12 protein-coding genes and 1 pseudogene are annotated in these 18,016 nt (G+C 66.9%); 5 read left to right on the forward strand and 8 right to left on the reverse strand.

Annotated elements, in window-relative coordinates:
• Positions 1-77: 77 nt before the first annotated feature.
• From ABEA30_RS13515 to ABEA30_RS13535, 5 genes and pseudogenes are all read right to left on the reverse strand, one after another.
• A complete protein-coding gene (locus ABEA30_RS13515) occupies positions 78-737 on the reverse strand; it encodes a hypothetical protein (RefSeq protein ID WP_345583726.1) in 660 nt (219 codons plus the stop codon).
• Positions 738-788: 51 nt separating this feature from the next.
• The gene (gene mobF / locus ABEA30_RS13520) at positions 789-4,820 is read right to left on the reverse strand and encodes a MobF family relaxase (RefSeq protein ID WP_345583728.1); all 4,032 of its coding nucleotides are present in this window, start codon (positions 4,818-4,820) and stop codon (positions 789-791) included.
• A 998-nt stretch (positions 4,821-5,818) separates the two neighbouring features.
• A complete protein-coding gene (locus ABEA30_RS13525; protein ID WP_345583730.1) occupies positions 5,819-6,394 on the reverse strand; it encodes an IS110 family transposase in 576 nt (191 codons plus the stop codon).
• 195 nt (positions 6,395-6,589) lie between these two features.
• Positions 6,590-6,904: pseudogene (locus ABEA30_RS13530) on the reverse strand (transposase); the annotation flags it as partial.
• Positions 6,905-6,956: 52 nt separating this feature from the next.
• Complete coding sequence (locus tag ABEA30_RS13535; protein WP_345583732.1) at positions 6,957-8,039, reverse strand: LacI family DNA-binding transcriptional regulator; 1,083 nt, start codon at positions 8,037-8,039, stop codon at positions 6,957-6,959.
• A gap of 396 nt (positions 8,040-8,435) precedes the next feature.
• Here ABEA30_RS13535 and ABEA30_RS13540 point away from each other — a divergent pair, with 396 nt between their 5' ends.
• From ABEA30_RS13540 to ABEA30_RS13560, 5 genes are all read left to right on the forward strand, one after another.
• Positions 8,436-9,764, forward strand: coding sequence for an extracellular solute-binding protein (locus ABEA30_RS13540; protein WP_345583734.1), 1,329 nt, complete (start codon positions 8,436-8,438; stop codon positions 9,762-9,764).
• A 2-nt stretch (positions 9,765-9,766) separates the two neighbouring features.
• Positions 9,767-10,672 (forward strand): carbohydrate ABC transporter permease, encoded by a 906-nt coding sequence (locus ABEA30_RS13545; RefSeq protein ID WP_345583736.1) that lies wholly within the window; start codon positions 9,767-9,769, stop codon positions 10,670-10,672.
• Between the two features lies 1 nt (position 10,673).
• Complete coding sequence (locus ABEA30_RS13550; RefSeq protein WP_345583738.1) at positions 10,674-11,501, forward strand: carbohydrate ABC transporter permease; 828 nt, start codon at positions 10,674-10,676, stop codon at positions 11,499-11,501.
• Positions 11,502-11,522: 21 nt separating this feature from the next.
• The gene (locus ABEA30_RS13555; protein ID WP_345583740.1) at positions 11,523-13,847 is read left to right on the forward strand and encodes a beta-xylosidase/alpha-l-arabinosidase; all 2,325 of its coding nucleotides are present in this window, start codon (positions 11,523-11,525) and stop codon (positions 13,845-13,847) included.
• An 87-nt stretch (positions 13,848-13,934) separates the two neighbouring features.
• Positions 13,935-16,115 carry a PxKF domain-containing protein gene (locus ABEA30_RS13560; RefSeq protein ID WP_345583742.1) on the forward strand — a complete coding sequence of 727 codons (2,181 nt, stop codon included), beginning with the start codon at positions 13,935-13,937 and terminating at the stop codon, positions 16,113-16,115.
• Between the two features lie 947 nt (positions 16,116-17,062).
• On the opposite strand, the gene ABEA30_RS13565 is transcribed toward ABEA30_RS13560, so the two are convergent.
• From ABEA30_RS13565 to ABEA30_RS13575, 3 genes are all read right to left on the reverse strand, one after another.
• Positions 17,063-17,467 carry a type II toxin-antitoxin system VapC family toxin gene (locus ABEA30_RS13565; protein WP_345583744.1) on the reverse strand — a complete coding sequence of 135 codons (405 nt, stop codon included), beginning with the start codon at positions 17,465-17,467 and terminating at the stop codon, positions 17,063-17,065.
• The gene (locus tag ABEA30_RS13570; protein WP_345583746.1) at positions 17,464-17,712 is read right to left on the reverse strand and encodes a type II toxin-antitoxin system Phd/YefM family antitoxin; all 249 of its coding nucleotides are present in this window, start codon (positions 17,710-17,712) and stop codon (positions 17,464-17,466) included. Before ABEA30_RS13570 ends, ABEA30_RS13565 begins: the two co-directional genes overlap by 4 nt.
• A gap of 35 nt (positions 17,713-17,747) precedes the next feature.
• The coding region (locus tag ABEA30_RS13575; protein WP_345583748.1) for a helix-turn-helix domain-containing protein at positions 17,748-18,016 on the reverse strand (269 nt) is incomplete at its 5' end.

An 18,016-nucleotide genomic window follows, 5' to 3' on the forward strand; every position in this document is an offset into this window, starting at 1 on the left:
ACAGGGGCAGTAAGTCATGCCGGGCCTGGTGACCAGAACCCCGACCATCGGGGCTACCTAGAAGGTAACGGGTCGGGTCAGGCATTGCGGGCCTGGTGGTCGGCCAGCCATGCGCGCACCTTGGCGGCGGGGGCTTTGGGTAGGGCTGCGATGAGGTGAGCGATGTGCTCGGGATCGGCGCGGGGTTCGAGGGCGATCGCGGCGGCGCGCGCTTCGGCGGGCATGCCGCCCAGGTCGGGTCTGAGGATGAGATCGATGAGGGTCTGTTCGATGCGGGTGACGCGCATGGTGCCGAGGGCGGTGTCGACGGGGAGAGCGTCGATGGTGGTGGTGTCGCGGCGGGTGAACACGATCCGGCCTCTGGTGGTGAGGGTGACGGGTCGGTGTTGTTCGGGTGCGGCGATCACGGTGGCGGCGATGGCGCGGGGGATGGCGTGCCAGTGGCGGGCGGCGCCGATGCCGGCGAGTACGGGGATGCGGTCGCCGTAGGCGGCGGTGGCGTAGGCCATGGCGGCTTCTTCGAACGGCGGCTTCCAGGGTTCGCCTGGGGCGATGGTGTCGGGCTTGGCGATGTAGGTGCCGTGGGCGATCCTGATGACGAGTCCGTTGCGGCGGAGCCGGACCAGTTCTTTCTCGGGGTTCGCGTACAGGTCGCGCAGCATGACCGGGCGCACGGTGCGCATGGGTGCGCCCGTGATCTCGGTCGGCAGCCGCCGGACCCGACCTCCCACATTCATGTGCTTAACACTACCTGCTGGGGAGTGTTAAGCACAGGACTGGGTCGATTGTCAGCGTGGTGGTGGTGCCTGCGGTGTCGGGCGGGTGCGGGTCTTGTCGTGTGTCTTGTTCCTGCCGCTGGCCTGGGCGAGCAGCGCGGCCAAGTCTCCGGGCAGGAGGACCGGGGTCGGGTGCAGCGTTTCCGTGGTCGTGTTCTGGTTTCGGCCGCTCGGGTTGTCGATTAGGAGGTGTCGGGTGATGCGCCACCAGAGGGCGTCGGCGGGTTGTTCGGCGGGGAGGGGGCCGTCGTCGGCGGCCTGGGTGAGGAGCCGGGCGGCTGGGAGTCCTTGGCGGTGGAGGTCGGCGAGCCGGTGTGCGAGGGCGGGCGCGGAGTCGTCCTGGGGGATGTCGTGGCGGATGTCGTGGAGTCGTTGCAGCCAGGGGTGGACGGGGTCGACGGGGTGGATGCGGTCCTGAAGCTGTTGCTGGTGGCGGGCGGGGAGCGTGCCGAGTCGGGCGGGGCCAGTGGGGCGACGGTCATCGCGGTCGACCTGCCAGGAGGCGCGCCAGACCTCGATGTCGGCGACGAGTTCGGGGGTGAGCGGCTGGCCGGGCAGCGCCCACCCAGGGGGCTCGGGTGATGCGGCGGTGTGGCGCACCTCGGCGGCGGTGTCCTGGACTTGCTGGGCTCGGGCGGCGAGGTAGGGGCCCCACTGGTCGTGGCCGGCGATGTCGGTGGGGATGTCGGGGAGCCAGGGGAGCGGCCCGGTGGTGGTTGGGTGGGGGAGTCGCCAGGTGAGGACGGCGGCGGGGTCGTTGGCGGTGGCGAGTTCTCTGGTGTTCGTGATGCGGTGGAGCAGATCGAGGGGGGTGGTGTGCTGGTCGTAGTGCGCGGCGGCGTGGAGGAGGTGGGCTCGGAGGGTTGTCCAGGCGGGGCTGTCGGTGAGCCGGTTGACCGTCTGGTCGGCACGCTCGTCGAGTTCCCGGGTCTGGTCGGGGTGGAGGTCTTCGAGCGCGACGGTGAGGGCGTCGGTGTAGCGGGCGACCGCGATGCCGAGGCGGGAGTAGGGGTCTGCTGCTTCGCGGGTCTCGGTGGTGACGGAGCGTTGGGCGCTGTCTCGGGCCAGGACGGATTCGCAGACGTCGAGGACGGTCTGAGGGCGCAGCGTGGTCGGGTCGATCGGCGTGGCCTCGGTGGTGTCGCCGACGATCTGGATGTAGGCGTGGTTCGCTGCCCGTCCGCGGGTGAGCGCGACGTAGGCCTGCTGGCGGGTCTCGGTTCCGGTGAGGATGGTGTGGGTGGTGTCGACGGTGATGCCCTGGGAGGTGTGGACGGTGACGGCGTAGCCGAGCTCGACGTGGTCGCGGACGTAGTCGGCGGGGAGCCGGATCGGGAGTCCCGAGCGGCGGTGGGTCGCGTGGACGGTGCCGGTGGGGGAGACACGGGTGATGGTCCACCGGTCGCCGTTCTTGACCCAGTCGGTGTCGGAGACGCGCAGGCGGCGGTCGTTGAGGCGGGTGATGATCACATCGCCTCGTGAGGCCTGGTTCCCGTCCGCGAGGTCGACCCGGCGCTGATCCGCGGCGGTCGGGTTGCCGTGGAGGCGGTGTTGCCGGGCCCGGTGGTTGAGGGTGGCCGCCTGGTCGCGGGTGCCGGCGAGCATGAGCGAGTCGAGACCTTGGTCCTTGTCGCGGATCCAGGCGTCGAGGGCGTCGGTGAGGACGGTTTCGGCGGTCCCGGGATGGAGTCGGTTCTGGTCGAGGTAATAGCCGAGGGCTTCGGGTCGCCCGTCGCGCAGCGCGAGGGATGCGGCGGCTTCGGCGGGATCGGTGAAGCGCAGGATCTGGTTCAACGTGACGGCGCCGTGAGTGGTGGCGAGGTCGCGGAGGATGCCGCCGGCTCCGATGGACGCGAGTTGCTGATCATCCCCGATCAACCTGACTGACGCGCCGCGGTCCGTGGCGTAGCCGATGATGCGGGCGAGGGTGGGGGTGTCGGCCATGCCGGCTTCGTCGATGATCAGCAGCGTCCCGGGCTGGACGAGGTTCGCCGCGTCGCGGGGCCTGTTGGTGATGTCCCAGGCGAGCTTCGCCAGGGTGGTGCCGTGGCCGATCTGGTCTTCGAGTTGGCGGGCCGCGACGGCGGAGGGGGCGAGTCCGACGACCTGCCGCTCGGTTTCGCGCCACGCGTTGGCCAGTACCGCGAGCGCGGTGGTCTTCCCCGCCCCGGCGGCGGCCAGCGCGAGCTGCACCCACTTCCCCGAGGTGGCCAACTCTCGGACGAGATCGACCTGACCGGCGTTCAGATCGATGCCCTGGCTGGTGGACCGGAGCAGTGCCACGGTGACGTCGGCCTCCGCGGCCCGAGGCCCGTCGGTGAGAGCGGCAGCGTCCATGATCTGTTGCTCCGCGCGGAGGACGGCGGCCGAGGTGAACCGTCGGGTGCCGACCGTCTGGTACGTGGACTCGCCGGTCGTGCGCCGCAGGTCGGACGGTTCCTGGATGGGGTCGGTCCAGGTGTCGACAGGGACACACAGCGCGGTCGCCGCGGCGAGGAGTTCCTCGGTCAACTGCTTTGCGTGGTCCGCGTTCATGGCCCGTTCACGGGCGCGGCGCGAGGCCTCGGCATGCAGGTGCCAGCGGGTCCACGACGCGCGGTGCAGACCCATCGACTCCACGATGTCGCCGGCCGCCTGGCCGATCCAGTCCGAGGTGACGGCAGGGCGCTTGTGGTCGCGGGTACTGCGGGTGGCGTCGAGGATGTGACCGACTGCCCGGGGTCCGAGGAGACGCTCGGCTTCGCTCCTCCAGGCAGCGCGCTGCTCGTCGATCGTGCGGGGCTCATGCTTCGCGTCCCGGGTCTCGAGGGTGGCCTGCTGCGCCAGCTTCGATGCTTCGACCGGTGTCGGTGGCCGGTGATGATCGGCCTGGAACTTCGCGGCGAGGTCGGCCTCGCGGACCACGATAGCGGTGCGCCTTTTCGACCACGCCTCCCGCAACAGCGCCGGCACGCCGACGATCTCCCGGATCCCCCGCTTCGAGGGGTCCCGGTTCGACTCCACGGCGAAGCGGACCCCGAGCCGCTCCACCAGGCGCGCCTCGAGGCTCGTGTTGTATACCTCCGAGATCGACACCAGACCCGCGTACAGCGGGCGGGCGTCGATTGCCAACCAGTGCCCGTCGAGGGTTCGGGCCTTGTTCGCGATCGCCACATGCGTGTGCAGGTCCGGATCCCCAGCCCGCGAATCCCGATGTGTGAACGCGGTCCCGACAAGGCCGGTGACCTCCACCTGACGCACCCCACCCGCACCCCGGCGCGAGTAGAGGACATGCTCCTCGATGTATCCCAAAGCATCCTCCACCGCCTGGTTGTGCGCCTCCTCGATCTGCGCCGCGATGTCCCTGGGGGCGATCGCCCAGAGGGTGGAGACGGACTTGACGGGGGAGAACGTGACATCGAACCCGGCACACGCCGTGTTCGGGTTCCTCGACAATCTCGCCACCTCCGTGGACAACTCCAGACCACTCGGCGGGCGACCCACCCGCGCCGCGAATGCCTCCGACGCAAGCCCGCTGCGGATGCCGGCAAGCACATCGACCGGCACCTCGCCGCCCGGCTTCAGCCCGTTCTCGGCGACCCAGGCTCCGCAGCACTCCGCGACCAGCTGCTGAAACCTGGTGGCGTCCCGGCGGACCTGGAACGGAGCCCCGAGCCGCTGCGCCTGACGCACCTGCTCCGGAGTCGCATCGGCAGAGAGCGCGGCCAGCCGCGCCTCACCGTTGGGATGGAACCCGGACCCGAACAAGGCCCGCATCTGGACCTCGTCGACCGGACTACCCGGCCGCATGTCGAGCGCGGCCAGGCCGGAGCCGACCCACCGGCCCGGGGTCTCGCCCTTCTCCGAGTAGTACGACGTCAGCGTCGTGCGGCCCTTCTCCGTCGAGTCCATGGCAGCAACCTGCCGGGTCAGATACGTATACCCCGACCCCGCAGTCAGCTTCTGGAGAGACGCCGTCACACATCTGGTAACCCACCCCAACACCCCATCCCGCGTCAACGAGTTTCCAGCGGGTCGACCGATGGTGCAATAGGTGTGCGGCACTCTGGAACCGACCCTGAAGGACGTACCCCCCGGAACAGTGGACGCGTGCCGTGAACCGGTGATGCTCGGCGCGCCTCGTCGCTAGGGTGCTGCTGCGCCTCCTGGCCGGGTGAGGGGACTCTGGGGGGAGAGCGGGTGCGCGACACGACTCCAGACAATCGCGCGAAGCAGTTCCGAGCCCCAGGGGGCGGCCTTCAGGTCCGCCCGCAGTCGAGTGCCGAACGTCCGCAGATGCCCAGAGTCGGTCGTCCGCGTCGGCCGTCCCGGCGTCGCGGGATGTGAGCCCATCAATAGGCTGGCGGGCCTTTGGGGGCTGTGGTGGTCCAGATGCGTCGCGACAACTCCGCGGGAAACTCAATCCCGGTTCAGTTGTACCGTCCCTGACCCCAAGCCGGGGGTGGAGAAGAGCCGATGGCTGTTTTGGATAGGCTCGTCACCAACCTCAACCAGTGCCCGTGAGGAGTGCATCGATGCTGCCCCCAAGTCCCGCTGTCGCGCCCGCTGGTCGCTACTTCGTTTTCGATCCTCCCTCGAAAGCTTGTGGAACGAACCGTGTTCGTGACGTCTTCGGGATCATTGATGGAGCTTTGCGGGGCTCCGTTCTATGAATAGCAAGAGAGACTCCACGCCATGGGGTGGCCTAGAGGTCTATCGAGCCACTGAAGATGTGGAGAAGTTCGATGACGAGTGGGACGACGAGGATGACGACGAGCTGGATCTCTCAGGCGTCTGGCCCCGACCCCGCGATGAGTACCGTCCCGGCTCGTTTCCGTTGGAACTCTGCACTATGGAGGAGGCTAGGTATTCCCACCTGAAGGCGGACCTCGACTTGGATGTCCGAGACACATACGTCACCGGTATCCGCGGCAACACATATTGCCCGGAGGCGTACGCAGATGAGACCCTGCGCGGCGAGGTCTGGTTCGAACTCGTCCCAGAACCCAACAATCCGTATGATCCACACGCCCTTGCTGTAGACCTTCGCGGTGTCGAGCCGGCTACATCGGCAGGAGTATGGCGCTCCAGTACCAGTGGCTGGTCCGAGCGGCGAACGGGATCGGGAAGCGCTGCCTAGCTCCTGGCTTCATTGAGCACCCCGCCTCGACTTGGCTGGTCCTGCCTACGCTTCGAGTGGCCGATGTGCTGCGGGTCCGCTGCATCACCAGGTCGCGGCGATGGTCCGACAGGAGCTTGATGTCGCGAGCTGGCCCGTCGAGTTGGGCTGTCGGCAGGTCGGGATGGCGCAGGGCGGCGATGGCGACCGCCTCGGCATCGATGGGATCTGACTTGCCTGGTTGCCGTGCGATGCGGCGAGCTTCGCCCATCAGCTTCGTGGGCACTCGAAGGACCTTCTGGCCGGCGCGCAGCAGGTCACGTTCGAGCCGTCGGGTGACGTGCCGGCAGTCCTCGAGAGCGAAGATGACCTCGTCGAACTGCTCGGCCCAGGTCAGCAACCGCAGGTGGCCATCGGTGTTTGTGCCGACCGTGATCTGGCCTAGGTTCCTTCCGACCGGATCGACGGCGACGAGTGTGTGGGACTTCATGTGGCAGTCGGCCCCGATCGTGACAAGCATCCTGTTCTCCCTCGATGGTGACGTGGCATGCGGCCTGGCCATCGGGACTGGTGGGCAGGCGTCAATCGAGCCTGGCACGCTCCTATCAGGCCACACCCGCCCCGATGGCGAGGGCGCCCGGCAGAGCCGCACATCGGACGAGAAGCCACAACCTCAGGCAGCGAAGAAAGGAGCGAGCCCTGCCGGACACCTCAAGCGTGGCATTGACGCGAAGAAAGGCGAGGCCGCTTTCAGGATCGCGTTGGCCCGTTTCAGCTCCGCGTTCTCCCGCTTCAACCGCTTGATCTCGGCCGACTCCTCCGAGGTGACCCCGGGACGGTCGCCCTGGTCGATCTCGGCCTGGCGGACCCACTTGCGCAGCGTCTCCGTGGTCCCGATCCCGAGCAGCTCGGCCACCTTCGCCATCGCCGCCCAGTCCGTGTCGTGATCCGACCGGATCTCCCGATACATCCGCACCGCGCGAGCCTTCAGCTCAGCCGGGTACCGCCTCGACGTGTTGTTGCCTGACATGACTCCAACCTTCCCAAGGTTTCGAGTCTCCGGACACTCCGGGGCGGTTCACTCAGGTGTTCGGCGGGTTGGTTGAGTCGCGGATGACGAGGTGGGTCGCCAGTTCGACTCGCCTGGTCTTCAACGTTTCGCCGCGCGCGAGGCGCAGGACGGTTTGGATGGCTGTCTGGGCGATGTCGGCGATGGGTTGATGCACGGTTGTGAGTGGGGGTGCGCTCATCCGTGCGAGTAGGGTGTCGTCGAAGCCGACAACGCTGAGTTGCCCGGGGACCTCGATGCCGAGACGGCGGGCTGCCTCGATCACGCCCATGGCAGTGGTGTCGCTGCCGGCGAAGATACCTGTCGGGCGTTCGTTGAGTGTCAACAGTTGTGTGGCGGCGGCGAGGCCGTGCTCGAATGTGTAGGCGCCCCTGGGTACCGCGTCCAGGCTGGCTTCAAGGCCCGCTTCGGCCATTGCTGCGGCCCATCCATGTGCTCGCACGACGTCGCAGTGCGCACCGGGCGGACCGCCGATGTACCGGATTCGGCGGTGACCCAGGTCGATGAGATGTTGGGTGGCTGAGTAGCCTCCTGCCCAGTTGGTTGCTCCGACGCTCGGGGTGGAGGTGCGGGGTAGATCGATGGGATCCACTAGCACCATTGGAATCCCCGCTTGTTTGAGCGCGCGCTCGCGTTCGGGGGAGTAGCGGCTCGTGACCTCTACCACCCCCGCCCGGCCCGCGCGTGCGATGTCCTGCGCCCACGTCGCAGGGTGCGCCTCGGCGACGTTGTCGATGCTTCGAAGCAGGATTGCCGCATGCAACTCCCCGGCTGCTTCCATCGCACCGCCCAGGAAGGTAGACAGGTACGGGTTGGAGATGTCGTGGGGATCGACGACCACGTCGATGCTGCTCTCACCCGACAGGAGCAGTGAACCTTGGCGTGCGCCGAGGCTCACGTAGCCGAGTTCGTTGAGGCTCGCCTCCACGCGCTCTCGTGTGGCGGTGCTGACGCCGGATCGGCCGTTGATGACCTTGGACACGGTGGAGATGGACACCCCAGTCGAGCGGGCGACGGCGGCGAGCGTTGTGCGTTGGCCGCTCAGTGCGGCCGGGGGGCGCTCGACGGGGTGCCTGTTCGTCAACGGATCGACCATGATGCCTCGCCGGTTCGGGAGGCGTGCGCCCCGGGCCAGGACGTTGTCGCGTCAAGGCGGTTGGCGGTGCTGATGCCCATTGGAACCTCATTCCGATCGGCTTCGGGTGAACGACGTGTGGCTGCTCATCGTTGGATACGTCGTCGAGGGTATCAGTAGAGAAAAGCTTTCGCTACGTGTTGCCAAGCGCGTGCGCGTTCTGGAGCGAGATTGTCGCCCTCCGAAGCTCAAACGGATTCCGCGCCCACCCAGTGCCCGAGAAAGAACGAAAGGTTTTCGTCATGTGTGGAAAGTCTTGCCTCTCTGTGGTGTGTTGAGTCATGCTTGTGGGGACGTCGGGACCACCAACGACACCGACCGACGTTCCTCAGATTTCACGGTGCGAAAGGTGAAGCAATGAAGCTCAAGACGTTCAAGCGGCCGCTGGCCGCCGTTGCCGCTGGCGCGCTGCTCGCCGCGCTGACCGCCTGCGGTGGCGGAGTGCAGCCCGGCGAGACCGCCACAAGTGGTGGCGGTAGCGCCTCCGGAGATCCGTCCGCGAGCGCCTGGGCGCTCACCGGCGGCAGCGAGGCCGTGTTCCAGGCCCAGTTCGATGCCTGGAATTCCGATAACCCCGACTCGCCGATCAACGTGGAGTGGTTCGCCAACGACGCGTACAAGGAGAAGATCCGCACCGCGGTCGGCTCGGGCAATGCCCCGACCCTGATCTTCTCGTGGGCCGGTGGAACGCTCGCCGACTACGTGAACAACGGCTCGGTTGCTGACATCACGGACTCCGTGGCGCCGCTCATGGACCGCCTCATCCCGTCGGTGGCCGCCAACGGGCAGATCGATGGAAAGACCTACGCCGTTCCGAACAACCAGGTCCAGCCGGTGATCCTGTACTACAACAAGGAGGTCTTCCAGCAGGCAGGCGTTGAACTGCCGACGACCTACACGGAGCTTCTGGATGCCGTCGCCAAGCTCAAGGACGCGGGCGTGATCCCGATCTCGCTCGCAGGCTCCAGTGTGTGGCCGGAACTCATGTACATCCAGTACCTTACGGATCGCATCGGCGGCCCGGAGGTGTTCCAGGCCATCCTCGACGGAGAAGCGGACGCCTGGTCCGATCCCGCCATCACCGAGGCGCTCACGAAGATCCAGGAGCTCGTCGACGCCGGCGCATTCGGAGATAGCTTCGGCTCGACCGTGGCGGATGGTGGCGCCGACACCGCGCTCGTCTGGACAGGTAAGGCCGCGATGGTGCTGCAAGGCGGTTGGGTGTACCCGGACTTCATGAACAACGCGCCAGACTTCGTTGCCGCCGGGAACCTCGGCTATGCGAACTTCCCCGCAGTCGACGGAGGCACGGGCGATCCGGCGAACATCGTGGGCAACCCCGCGAACTTCTGGTCCGTGTCCACCTCGTCGAGTGAGGCGGCCCAGCAGACGGCCGTGGACTTCCTCGTCCAGAACAACCTCTCCGACGACGCCGTCGACGAGTTCCTCACCGTGGGCACGGTGCCGCCGCTGCTCGGCCTGGAGGACAAGATCGCTGCGTCCGACGACGCGGAGTACCTCACCTTCGTCTACGGCATGGTCAAGGACGCGCCGCACTTCCAGCTCTCCTGGGACCAGGCCCTCCCGGCGGACCAGGCGCAGGAACTTCTCACGAACCTCAGCCAGATCTTCCTCGGGCAGATCACCCCTGAGCAGTTCGTCGAGAACATGAACGCCACGCTGTGACGATGAGTGCCAGCATCTCGACTGAGGCTGGCCGGGGTGGGGGTGGCGGACCTTCATTCTGGTACGCCGCCCCTGCGCTCGCCTTCTTTGGTCTCTTCGCCCTCGTCCCTCTCGTCGGCGTGGTCGTGCTCTCCCTGATGAGCTGGGACGGCCTGGGCACGCCCACATGGGCCGGTCTCGACAACTGGATCCGGATCTCCCAGGATCCCGTCGCCAGGCATGCCTTGGTCCTCACCTTGGAGCTCACCGCTCTGAGTTGGCTCATCCAGGCGCCGATCTCGCTTCTGCTCGGCGTGTTCATGGCAGGCCGACAGCGCTACCGGAACGTGCTCTCGGTGTTGTACTTTCTGCCGCTGCTGTTCTCTGCCGCTGCCGTCGCCATCGCGTACAAGTCCCTGCTGGATCCGAACTTCGGAATCGGTGAGGCGCTCGGGCTCGACTGGCTCGCCCGGGACTGGCTCGGTGACCCCGACCTGGCGCTGTTCGTGGTGATGTGGGTGATCGCGTGGTCGTTCATCCCCTTCCACTCCCTGTTGTACCAGTCGGGGGTGCGTCAGATTCCGGTGACCATGTACGAGGCGGCCAGGATCGACGGAGCCTCCACGACGCGGCAGTTCTTCAGCATCACGCTTCCCCAGCTGAAGTACACGATCATCACCTCTTCGACGCTCATGATCGTCGGCTCGCTGACGTACTTCGACCTGATCTTCGTGCTGACGCAGGGCGGCCCAGGAAGTGCGACACGCGTGCTTCCCCTCGACATGTACCTACGCGGCTTCCGCAGCTACGACATGGGCGGAGCCAGTGTGGTCGCCGTCATCCTGGTGGCGCTCGGTCTGACCGTGTCGCTCGTCTTGAACCGGCTCTCGGGTGCGCACCGCATGGAGAGCCAGATGGAGGGCATCTGAGATGAGATCCGCACGTACCAGGCCTAATGTGCTGGGCGCCATCAGTGGTTTCGTATGGCTGGCCATTGTTCTGATCCCGATCTACTTCATCGTGGTCACCAGCCTGCGGCCACAGCGCGACTACTTCTCGGAGAATCCGCTCTCGATTCCGTCCAACCCGACGCTCGACGCGTATCGGATGGTGCTCGAGAACGACTTCGCCCGCTATTTCTTCAACTCGCTGGTCGTGACGCTTGGCGCCACTGCGCTCACCCTCGCCGTGTCGATGATGGCCGCGTATGCGGTGGTGAGGAGCAGGACCGCGGCAACGCGGAGGACGTTCCAGCTCTTCCTGCTCGGGATCGCCATTCCGCTCCAGGCAACGATCATCCCGGTCTACTACCTCATCGTTCGCATGGGCCTCTACGACACCTTGTGGGCACTGATCCTCCCCTCCGCAGCCTTCGCGATCCCGCTCACCGTGCTCATCCTCGCGAACTTCCTGCGTGACGTGCCCAATGAGCTCTTCGAAGCAATGACGGTCGACGGGGCCGGCGCGTGGCGCAGCCTCTGGGCCCTCGCGATTCCGTTGACCCGCCCCGCGCTCGTGACCGTGGGCATCTACGACGCACTCATGGTCTGGAACGGGTTCCTGTTCCCCCTGGTCCTCACTCAGAGCGCTGAGACGCGCGTGCTGCCGCTGTCGCTGTGGTCGTACCAGGGTGAGTTCACCGTCAACGTCCCCGCGGTGCTCGCCGCGGTCGTCCTCTCCGTCCTTCCGATACTCGCCGCCTACATCGTGGGCCGCCGCCAGCTCGTTTCCGGGCTCACCGCCGGCTTCGGCAAGTAGTCCCACCCACCGAGGAGCACCATGCCTACTACAACCATGCCCGCCTGGCGTGACCCCGCGGTCGATCCGCAAACCAGGGCCGCGGCGCTGCTGTCCGAGATGACCCTTCCCGAGAAGCTGGCCCAGCTGGGAAGCTACTGGCCCAGACCCGAGGAACCGGAGGGTGGCGGTGACGTCGCTCCGCTCGAGGAAGCCTTCAACGCCGGACGCCGGACATTCGAGAAGGCCATCGAGCATGGACTCGGACAGCTGACCCGTGTCTTCGGCAGCGCCCCTGTCGAACCCGCGGAGGGCGTTGCGGCACTGCGGCGAATGCAGGACGCCGTCGTCAAGGCCTCCCGTTTCGGGATCCCGGCGATCGCCCACGAAGAGTGCCTGACGGGGTTCACCACCTATCGCGCGAGCGTCTTCCCTGCCGCGATCGCCTGGGGTGCAACGTTCGACCCGGATGCGGTAGGGCGCATGGCCGCGGCCATCGGCGACGACATGCGTGCGGTCGGTGTCCACCAGGGACTCTCCCCGCTGCTCGACGTGGTCAGGGACTACCGGTGGGGACGCGTCGAGGAGACCATCGGCGAGGATCCCTACCTGGTGGGCACACTCGGCACGGCCTACGTCAAGGGCCTGCAGTCGTCGGGCATCATCGCCACCCTGAAGCACTTCGCGGGCTACCCGGCATCGAAGGCCGGGCGGAATCACGCGCCGGTGACCATCGGCCCCAGGGAATTCACCGACGTGATCCTGACCCCGTTCGAGATGGCGGTCCGCGAGGGCGGAGCCCGGTCGGTGATGAACTCGTACTCCGACGTCGACGGGCAGCCGGCGGCAGCGTCACCGCAGCTCCTCACTGGCATCCTGAGGGACCGGTGGGGCTTCTCCGGCACCGTCGTCTCCGACTACTGGGCGATCGCATTCCTGGACATGATGCACCGCGTCAGCCCCGACCGGGCACACTCAGGCGCCACCGCTCTGACGGCCGGCATCGACGTGGAACTACCCGAGACCGACGCCTACGGTCGGCTCGCGCCCCTGATCGAGGCCGGCGAACTGGACGAGTCGCTCGTCGACCGCGCCGTGCTTCGCGTTCTCAAGCAGAAGATCGAAGCCGGGCTCCTGGACGCCGACTGGACGGCCACGCCTGCGGACACGGAACAGGTCGATCTCGACCGGCCGCAGAACCGCGTGATTGCCCGAGAACTCGCCGAGAAGTCAGTCACACTGCTCAAGAACGACGGGATCCTGCCGCTGAGCGGCACCACTCGCACCGTCGCAGCAATCGGCCCATCGGCCGGCGAGCCCCGAACCTTCCTGGGCTGCTACTCATTCCCGATCCACGTCCTCGCCCGGTATGAAGCCGAAGGCACCGGGGTGCCGGTCCCCTCGCTGATCGACGCGCTCGGTGCCGCACTCCCAACAGCGAACATCATCAGCGAACGAGGCGTCCCTATCGTCGAGCCAGACCGCTCAGGCCTCCCGGCCGCAGTCGAGGCCGCCCGCCAGGCCGACCTGGCCATCGTGACCGTCGGCGATCTCGCAAGCCTGTTCGGGCGCGGCACCTCCGGTGAAGGCTGCGACGTCGAAGATCTCAGCCTTCCCGGAATTCAAGGCGAACTCGTCGACACCATCCTCGACACAGGCACTCCCGTGGTGCTGGTGGTCGTGTCAGGGCGACCCTACGCCCTCGGCAACTACGCCGACCGGTGTGCCGCGATCATCCAGGCGTTCATGCCCGGCGAAGAGGGCGGCGGCGCGATCGCGAGGGTGCTGTCAGGCGAGGTCAACCCGTCCGGGCGGCTTCCTGTAGGAGTCCCACGCACAGCAGGCGGCCAGCCCGGGACCTACCTCGCCGCGCCCCTCGGACGGGCCAGCGCCGGGATCTCCAATCTCGACCCCTCACCCCTTTACCCCTTCGGGCACGGGTTGTCCTACACGACGTTCGAGCACGGACCCCTGGAGACATCCGCGACTCAGATCCCCACGGACGGTTCCGTCGAGGTCAGCATCAAGGTCACCAACACAGGATCACGCTCGGGCGACGACGTCGTCCAGCTCTACTTGAGCGACGAGGTCGCTCAGGTCACGCGACCGGTGCGATCCCTCATCGGATACCGCCGGATCACCCTGGACGCAGGCGCCAGCGCTCGGGTCACCTTCGAGGTCCACGCCGACCGCACAGCCTTCACGGGCATCGACCTGCACAGGGTCGTGGAGCCCGGTCGGGTCACCCTGTCCTCGGGCCGGTCGGTCGAAGACATCACGACGACCGCAACGCTGGACCTCGTCGGACCGTTGCGGATCGTCGACGCGCCGACGCTGCTCACACCGACCCGGGTCGATCCCGCCTGAGCAACTCATGGCTCCACACGACCGACTGGTCGCACGCCAGTGCGCGACGCCCGTCACGCACGAACAACCCCGAGAGAGAGACCCGCAATGAAGCGATCACGCCCACCAAGGACCCTGACCGCCGCGGCGGCCATCGGAGCCGCGATAGTCCTCACGGTTCCCACCGCGATCAACGCCCTCGCCTACACCCCCAGCCCGGGCGTCGTGATGACGCCCGACTCCGTCGACACCTGCAACAAGTTCCCCTGTGTGCTCTACCCCAAGTCCACTCAACTGCCCAGCGGGCGCATTGTCTTGGCGTTCGAGGACAGCCGAGGCGCCGTCGACGGCCAGGACATCCCGATCTGGAAGAGCGACGACAACGGCGACACCTGGCAGGAGCTCTCCGAGGTCGGGTCTCCCGCGGACCTGTCAAACGATCCTGCCTACGACAAGTACATCAGCAACTGGACCAATCCCTACCTCTACGTGATGCCAGAGACGGTAGGCGACCTGGTCGAGGGAACGCTTCTGCTCTCCAGCGTCGTATCGGGCGACGACGAGTGGTACAACGAGCAGAAGGCGAAGAACCCGAACTGGACCCCAAACGGCGACGGAGACCGCCGCGACCTGGCCATCGCCCTGTATTCGAGCACCGACGAAGGTCAGACCTGGACCTTCGAAGACATCATCGCCACCGGAGGCTGGCAGGGCGGCAGCGCCGGCCGCATCGGTTCAGCGATCTCCAATGCCAACGTCAACCGTCAGGTCGACCCGGTGTGGGAGCCCCACCTGGCCGTCCACGACGGGCAGTTGATCGCCTGGTACTCGGACGAGAACGACTACTCCGGCTATGACCCCGACACCCTTGTGCCGGAGTTGACCCCGAACAACGACACCGGCAAGGACTCCGGAAACCAGATCCTCGTCCACAAGACCTGGGACGGCACTGGATGGAGCGAGGCCGTGCTCGATGTCGCAGGCGTCACCCACACCGTCGAGGATGGAGACCAGTCCTGGACAGTCATCGGCGGTGGACGGCCTGGCATGATCACGAGCGCCGAAACCACAGACGGCAAGTGGATCCAGACCTTCGAGTACTTCGGCGGAGGCCGGAACACCCGCATGAAGGTCTGCGACGACCTCCTCCACTGCGAACCGTGGGACGGATCGACCTGGGGCGAAGGTCCATGGGAGACCGCACCCGGCATTGCCGGCGGCAGCCCCGTCCTGCTTGAACTGCCGGACGGCCGAATCGTGTACAACGACGCAAACGACAGCGCCGTGGTGATCAACGAGTCCGGCCTGAGCACCGAACTCGCCCCTCCGCCCTACGGACCAGGCACCGCCCACGGATGGAAGAACTACAACACTCCAGTAGCCCCCGGCTACAGCCGCAACCTCCAGTACGTCAGGGACACCGGGCAGCTGCTTATCATCCAGGCGTCCTGGACCGCACCGGGGACCGCCAGCCCCATCAGGTTCGGTCATGTCGACATCGGCCATTCCGCCGGCGCCTACTACACCCTCCAGAACCGCAAGACCGGCGAGGTCCTGAGCACGGCGCAGGACAACACGCAGGACTTCCAGTTCTACCCGCGGTACAACGCGTACCAACCAGACATCATCACCTGGTCGAACAACCCCGACAACGACACACAGCGGTGGCACGTCCTCCCACGCAGCAACGGCACCTTCTCCTTCATCAACAAGGCGGGAGGCCGAGCCGTGTCGCTCAACGGCGGGACGGCCAGCCAAGGGAACAAGCTCGTCCAGTGGGTACACAAGGACGGCTCCGACCAGCAGTGGAACCTCATCCCGACTGACGACGGCTACTTCAAAGTGCAGACCTCAGCCAACTCCGACCTCTACGCGTCCGGCTACTGGCCGGGCGGCAACGTCGACGCATACGAGGCACTCGGAGGAACCGACGCGTATGCCACCGATTGGCAGATCCTCCCGGACGTGACGGAGGGCTTCCACCAGCCGGTGACAGCGGGCGTGAACACCATCAAGGCCGGGCGGACCGTTCCCCTCAAGTTCACGTTCGCAGATGTCACCAACGCGGACCTGGTAAGCCTCAGCGCGACCAAGAGCAACTGCGCCGGAGGCCCCACCGCCGACTCCGTGTTGGTCGCGAACCCCGGAACGCAACTGAGGTTCGACTGGTATGCAGGACAGTTCATCTTCAACTGGAAGACCCAGAAGGCTGACGCGGGGAAGTGCTACGTGGTGACGGCCACCACGCACGACGGGGATGTCCTCAACGCCGAGTTCGTACTCAACTAGCCGGAGGAAGCGCGCCGGCCGGGGACAGTCCTGTCTCCGGCCGCCGTCCGACGGGCGGATCGCCCCCGCTCGAGCTACGGCCGTGACCTCCTGGGCCCGACGAGGCCTGAAACCCTCAAGGCACGCTCGGGAGTCTGCGGCCCTGCGGCAGGGGCTTCCCTGCTGGACTGACGGCCGAACCGCAGTTCCCGATTGGCGGCCACGCTGAGCGACCTCATACGGCGCGGCGAGCCAGGGTGGCCTCCTCCGGCTTCGGGCCCCGAGCGTCGAGCAGCGCGCGCAGCCGGCGCATCACGGGACCGCCTCCTCGAGCGCACATCGCTCGTCGCCGGTGAGCTCGACGATCGTACTGTCGATGAGGGTTGCGCTCCGCGCGTCGTGCACGTCGAGCAGTCCGCGCGCAGGGTCCGAGATCGCGACCGCGGTCCTCCACCACGGGCGCTCGCCGACATCTGCACCTTATCCAACCCCGGAGCGCTCGTCGTCGATGCCGGCAGTGCACCGGCCTCCCAAATTCTCAAGAGAGGCATTCAAGAGCAGATCGAACAGTCGACACCCCCCTTTGGCCGCAAGGGCCTTCAGATCCAACCAAGCGAGCTCGGGGAGGACGCTGCCATCCAAGGGGCGGTCCACATCGCGCGACTCGCAGCCATCGAGTCGGCGCTCACGACGATCAAGTAGCCACTCCGGTCCGCTGCGCGATCGTCGCGAGCAGGTCAAGGGCTTGACGGAGGCTAGTGCTCAGTCCGCGCCATTCCCTGCACGCGAACGAGTACGCACATCTGTCGGCGGTGTGACAAATGGTCACTCGGCTCCGGATGTCCCACCTGAGGAGTCCTCGTCGGTCCCTGGTACGTCCGCTCATGCGGTGTGCGAGCGCTCCCTCTCGCTTCGGGGAGCCCACGTGCGCTGGACGTTCTCGGTCGTCGTGTGTGAGGGTGGTGGGATCAGGCGGGTGTGATGTCGATGAGGTCCTCCAGGCCTGCGAAGTCGTCGATGTTGCGGGTGTAGAGGCGGGCGTGGTGGGCGTGGGCGGTTGCTGCGATCAGTAGGTCCATGACTCGTCTGCGCGGCTGGCGGCCGGCCTCGACCACGGTGGCGGCGAGCTGGCCGTAGCTGACGGCGACCGCCTCGTCGACGGGCAGGGCGTCGAAGTGTCGTTGCAGCACGCTGAGCCGCCGTAGCCGTTCCGCGCGGATGGCCGGGGTCTTGGCGACCAGCACTCCGAAGTGGAGTTCGGCCAGGGTGATCGCGCTGATTGCCACAACGCCTGGGATGGGAGCGATGTCGCTGGCGATGACCACGCTGGTGTCGAGGATGGCCCGCTCGGGGAATCCGCTTGTGGTGCTCAACTGTCGCCCCAGGGGTCGCGTAGCTCTTCGTCGAGGAGCTGCCGGTCCCGTTCCAGATCGGGGTCGTTGTGGCCGTGGAACAGGTCGGCGATGTCTTCCCAGGAGCGCCACTGCGCGGCCTGGGTGGGGACGAGTCGTGCGCTGGGCCGGCCGGACACGGTGATGGTGATCTCCTCGCCGGTCTGGACTCGGCGGAGCAGCTCGGAGGCGTCCTGGCGGAGTTCTCTGACTCCCACGGTCTTCATGACCCCTAGGGTAGCACTTGTGCTACGTTGTACGGCTACCTCGTGGACCTGCTTCGGCGACGCGCGCTGATCAACGCGGCCGCTGCTGCATTCATGGGGCGCATGAGCGCGTCTTCGGCGGCTGTGACGTCGATGCGGATCTGGCGCCCGACGCGGAAGGCGGGCAGCGTGCCCTCCGCGATGCGACGCCGGACGGTCTTGGTGGTGATCCCGAAGAGTTCGGCGAGCTCCTGGGGGGGTGTCCCTATGGTGTCTGTCAAGCTGCGACGGCTGGTCTTGGCTGGTAGTAGGTCCCGTTGCGGAG

Origin of the sequence: Tessaracoccus lubricantis, from assembly GCF_039544535.1 — a bacterium.
Taxonomy (GTDB): Bacteria; Actinomycetota; Actinomycetes; order Propionibacteriales; family Propionibacteriaceae; genus Arachnia; species Arachnia lubricantis.

Coding starts and splice junctions, on each gene's coding strand:
- ABEA30_RS13560 (WP_345583742.1), top strand. CDS start 13,935: ATGAAGCGATCACGCCCACCAAGGACCCTGACCGCCGCGGCGGCCATC.
- ABEA30_RS13540 (WP_345583734.1), top strand. CDS start 8,436: ATGAAGCTCAAGACGTTCAAGCGGCCGCTGGCCGCCGTTGCCGCTGGC.
- ABEA30_RS13550 (WP_345583738.1), top strand. CDS start 10,674: ATGAGATCCGCACGTACCAGGCCTAATGTGCTGGGCGCCATCAGTGGT.
- ABEA30_RS13515 (WP_345583726.1), bottom strand. CDS start 737: ATGAATGTGGGAGGTCGGGTCCGGCGGCTGCCGACCGAGATCACGGGC.
- ABEA30_RS13545 (WP_345583736.1), top strand. CDS start 9,767: ATGAGTGCCAGCATCTCGACTGAGGCTGGCCGGGGTGGGGGTGGCGGA.
- ABEA30_RS13535 (WP_345583732.1), bottom strand. CDS start 8,039: ATGGTCGATCCGTTGACGAACAGGCACCCCGTCGAGCGCCCCCCGGCC.
- ABEA30_RS13525 (WP_345583730.1), bottom strand. CDS start 6,394: ATGCTTGTCACGATCGGGGCCGACTGCCACATGAAGTCCCACACACTC.
- ABEA30_RS13555 (WP_345583740.1), top strand. CDS start 11,523: ATGCCTACTACAACCATGCCCGCCTGGCGTGACCCCGCGGTCGATCCG.
- ABEA30_RS13570 (WP_345583746.1), bottom strand. CDS start 17,712: ATGAAGACCGTGGGAGTCAGAGAACTCCGCCAGGACGCCTCCGAGCTG.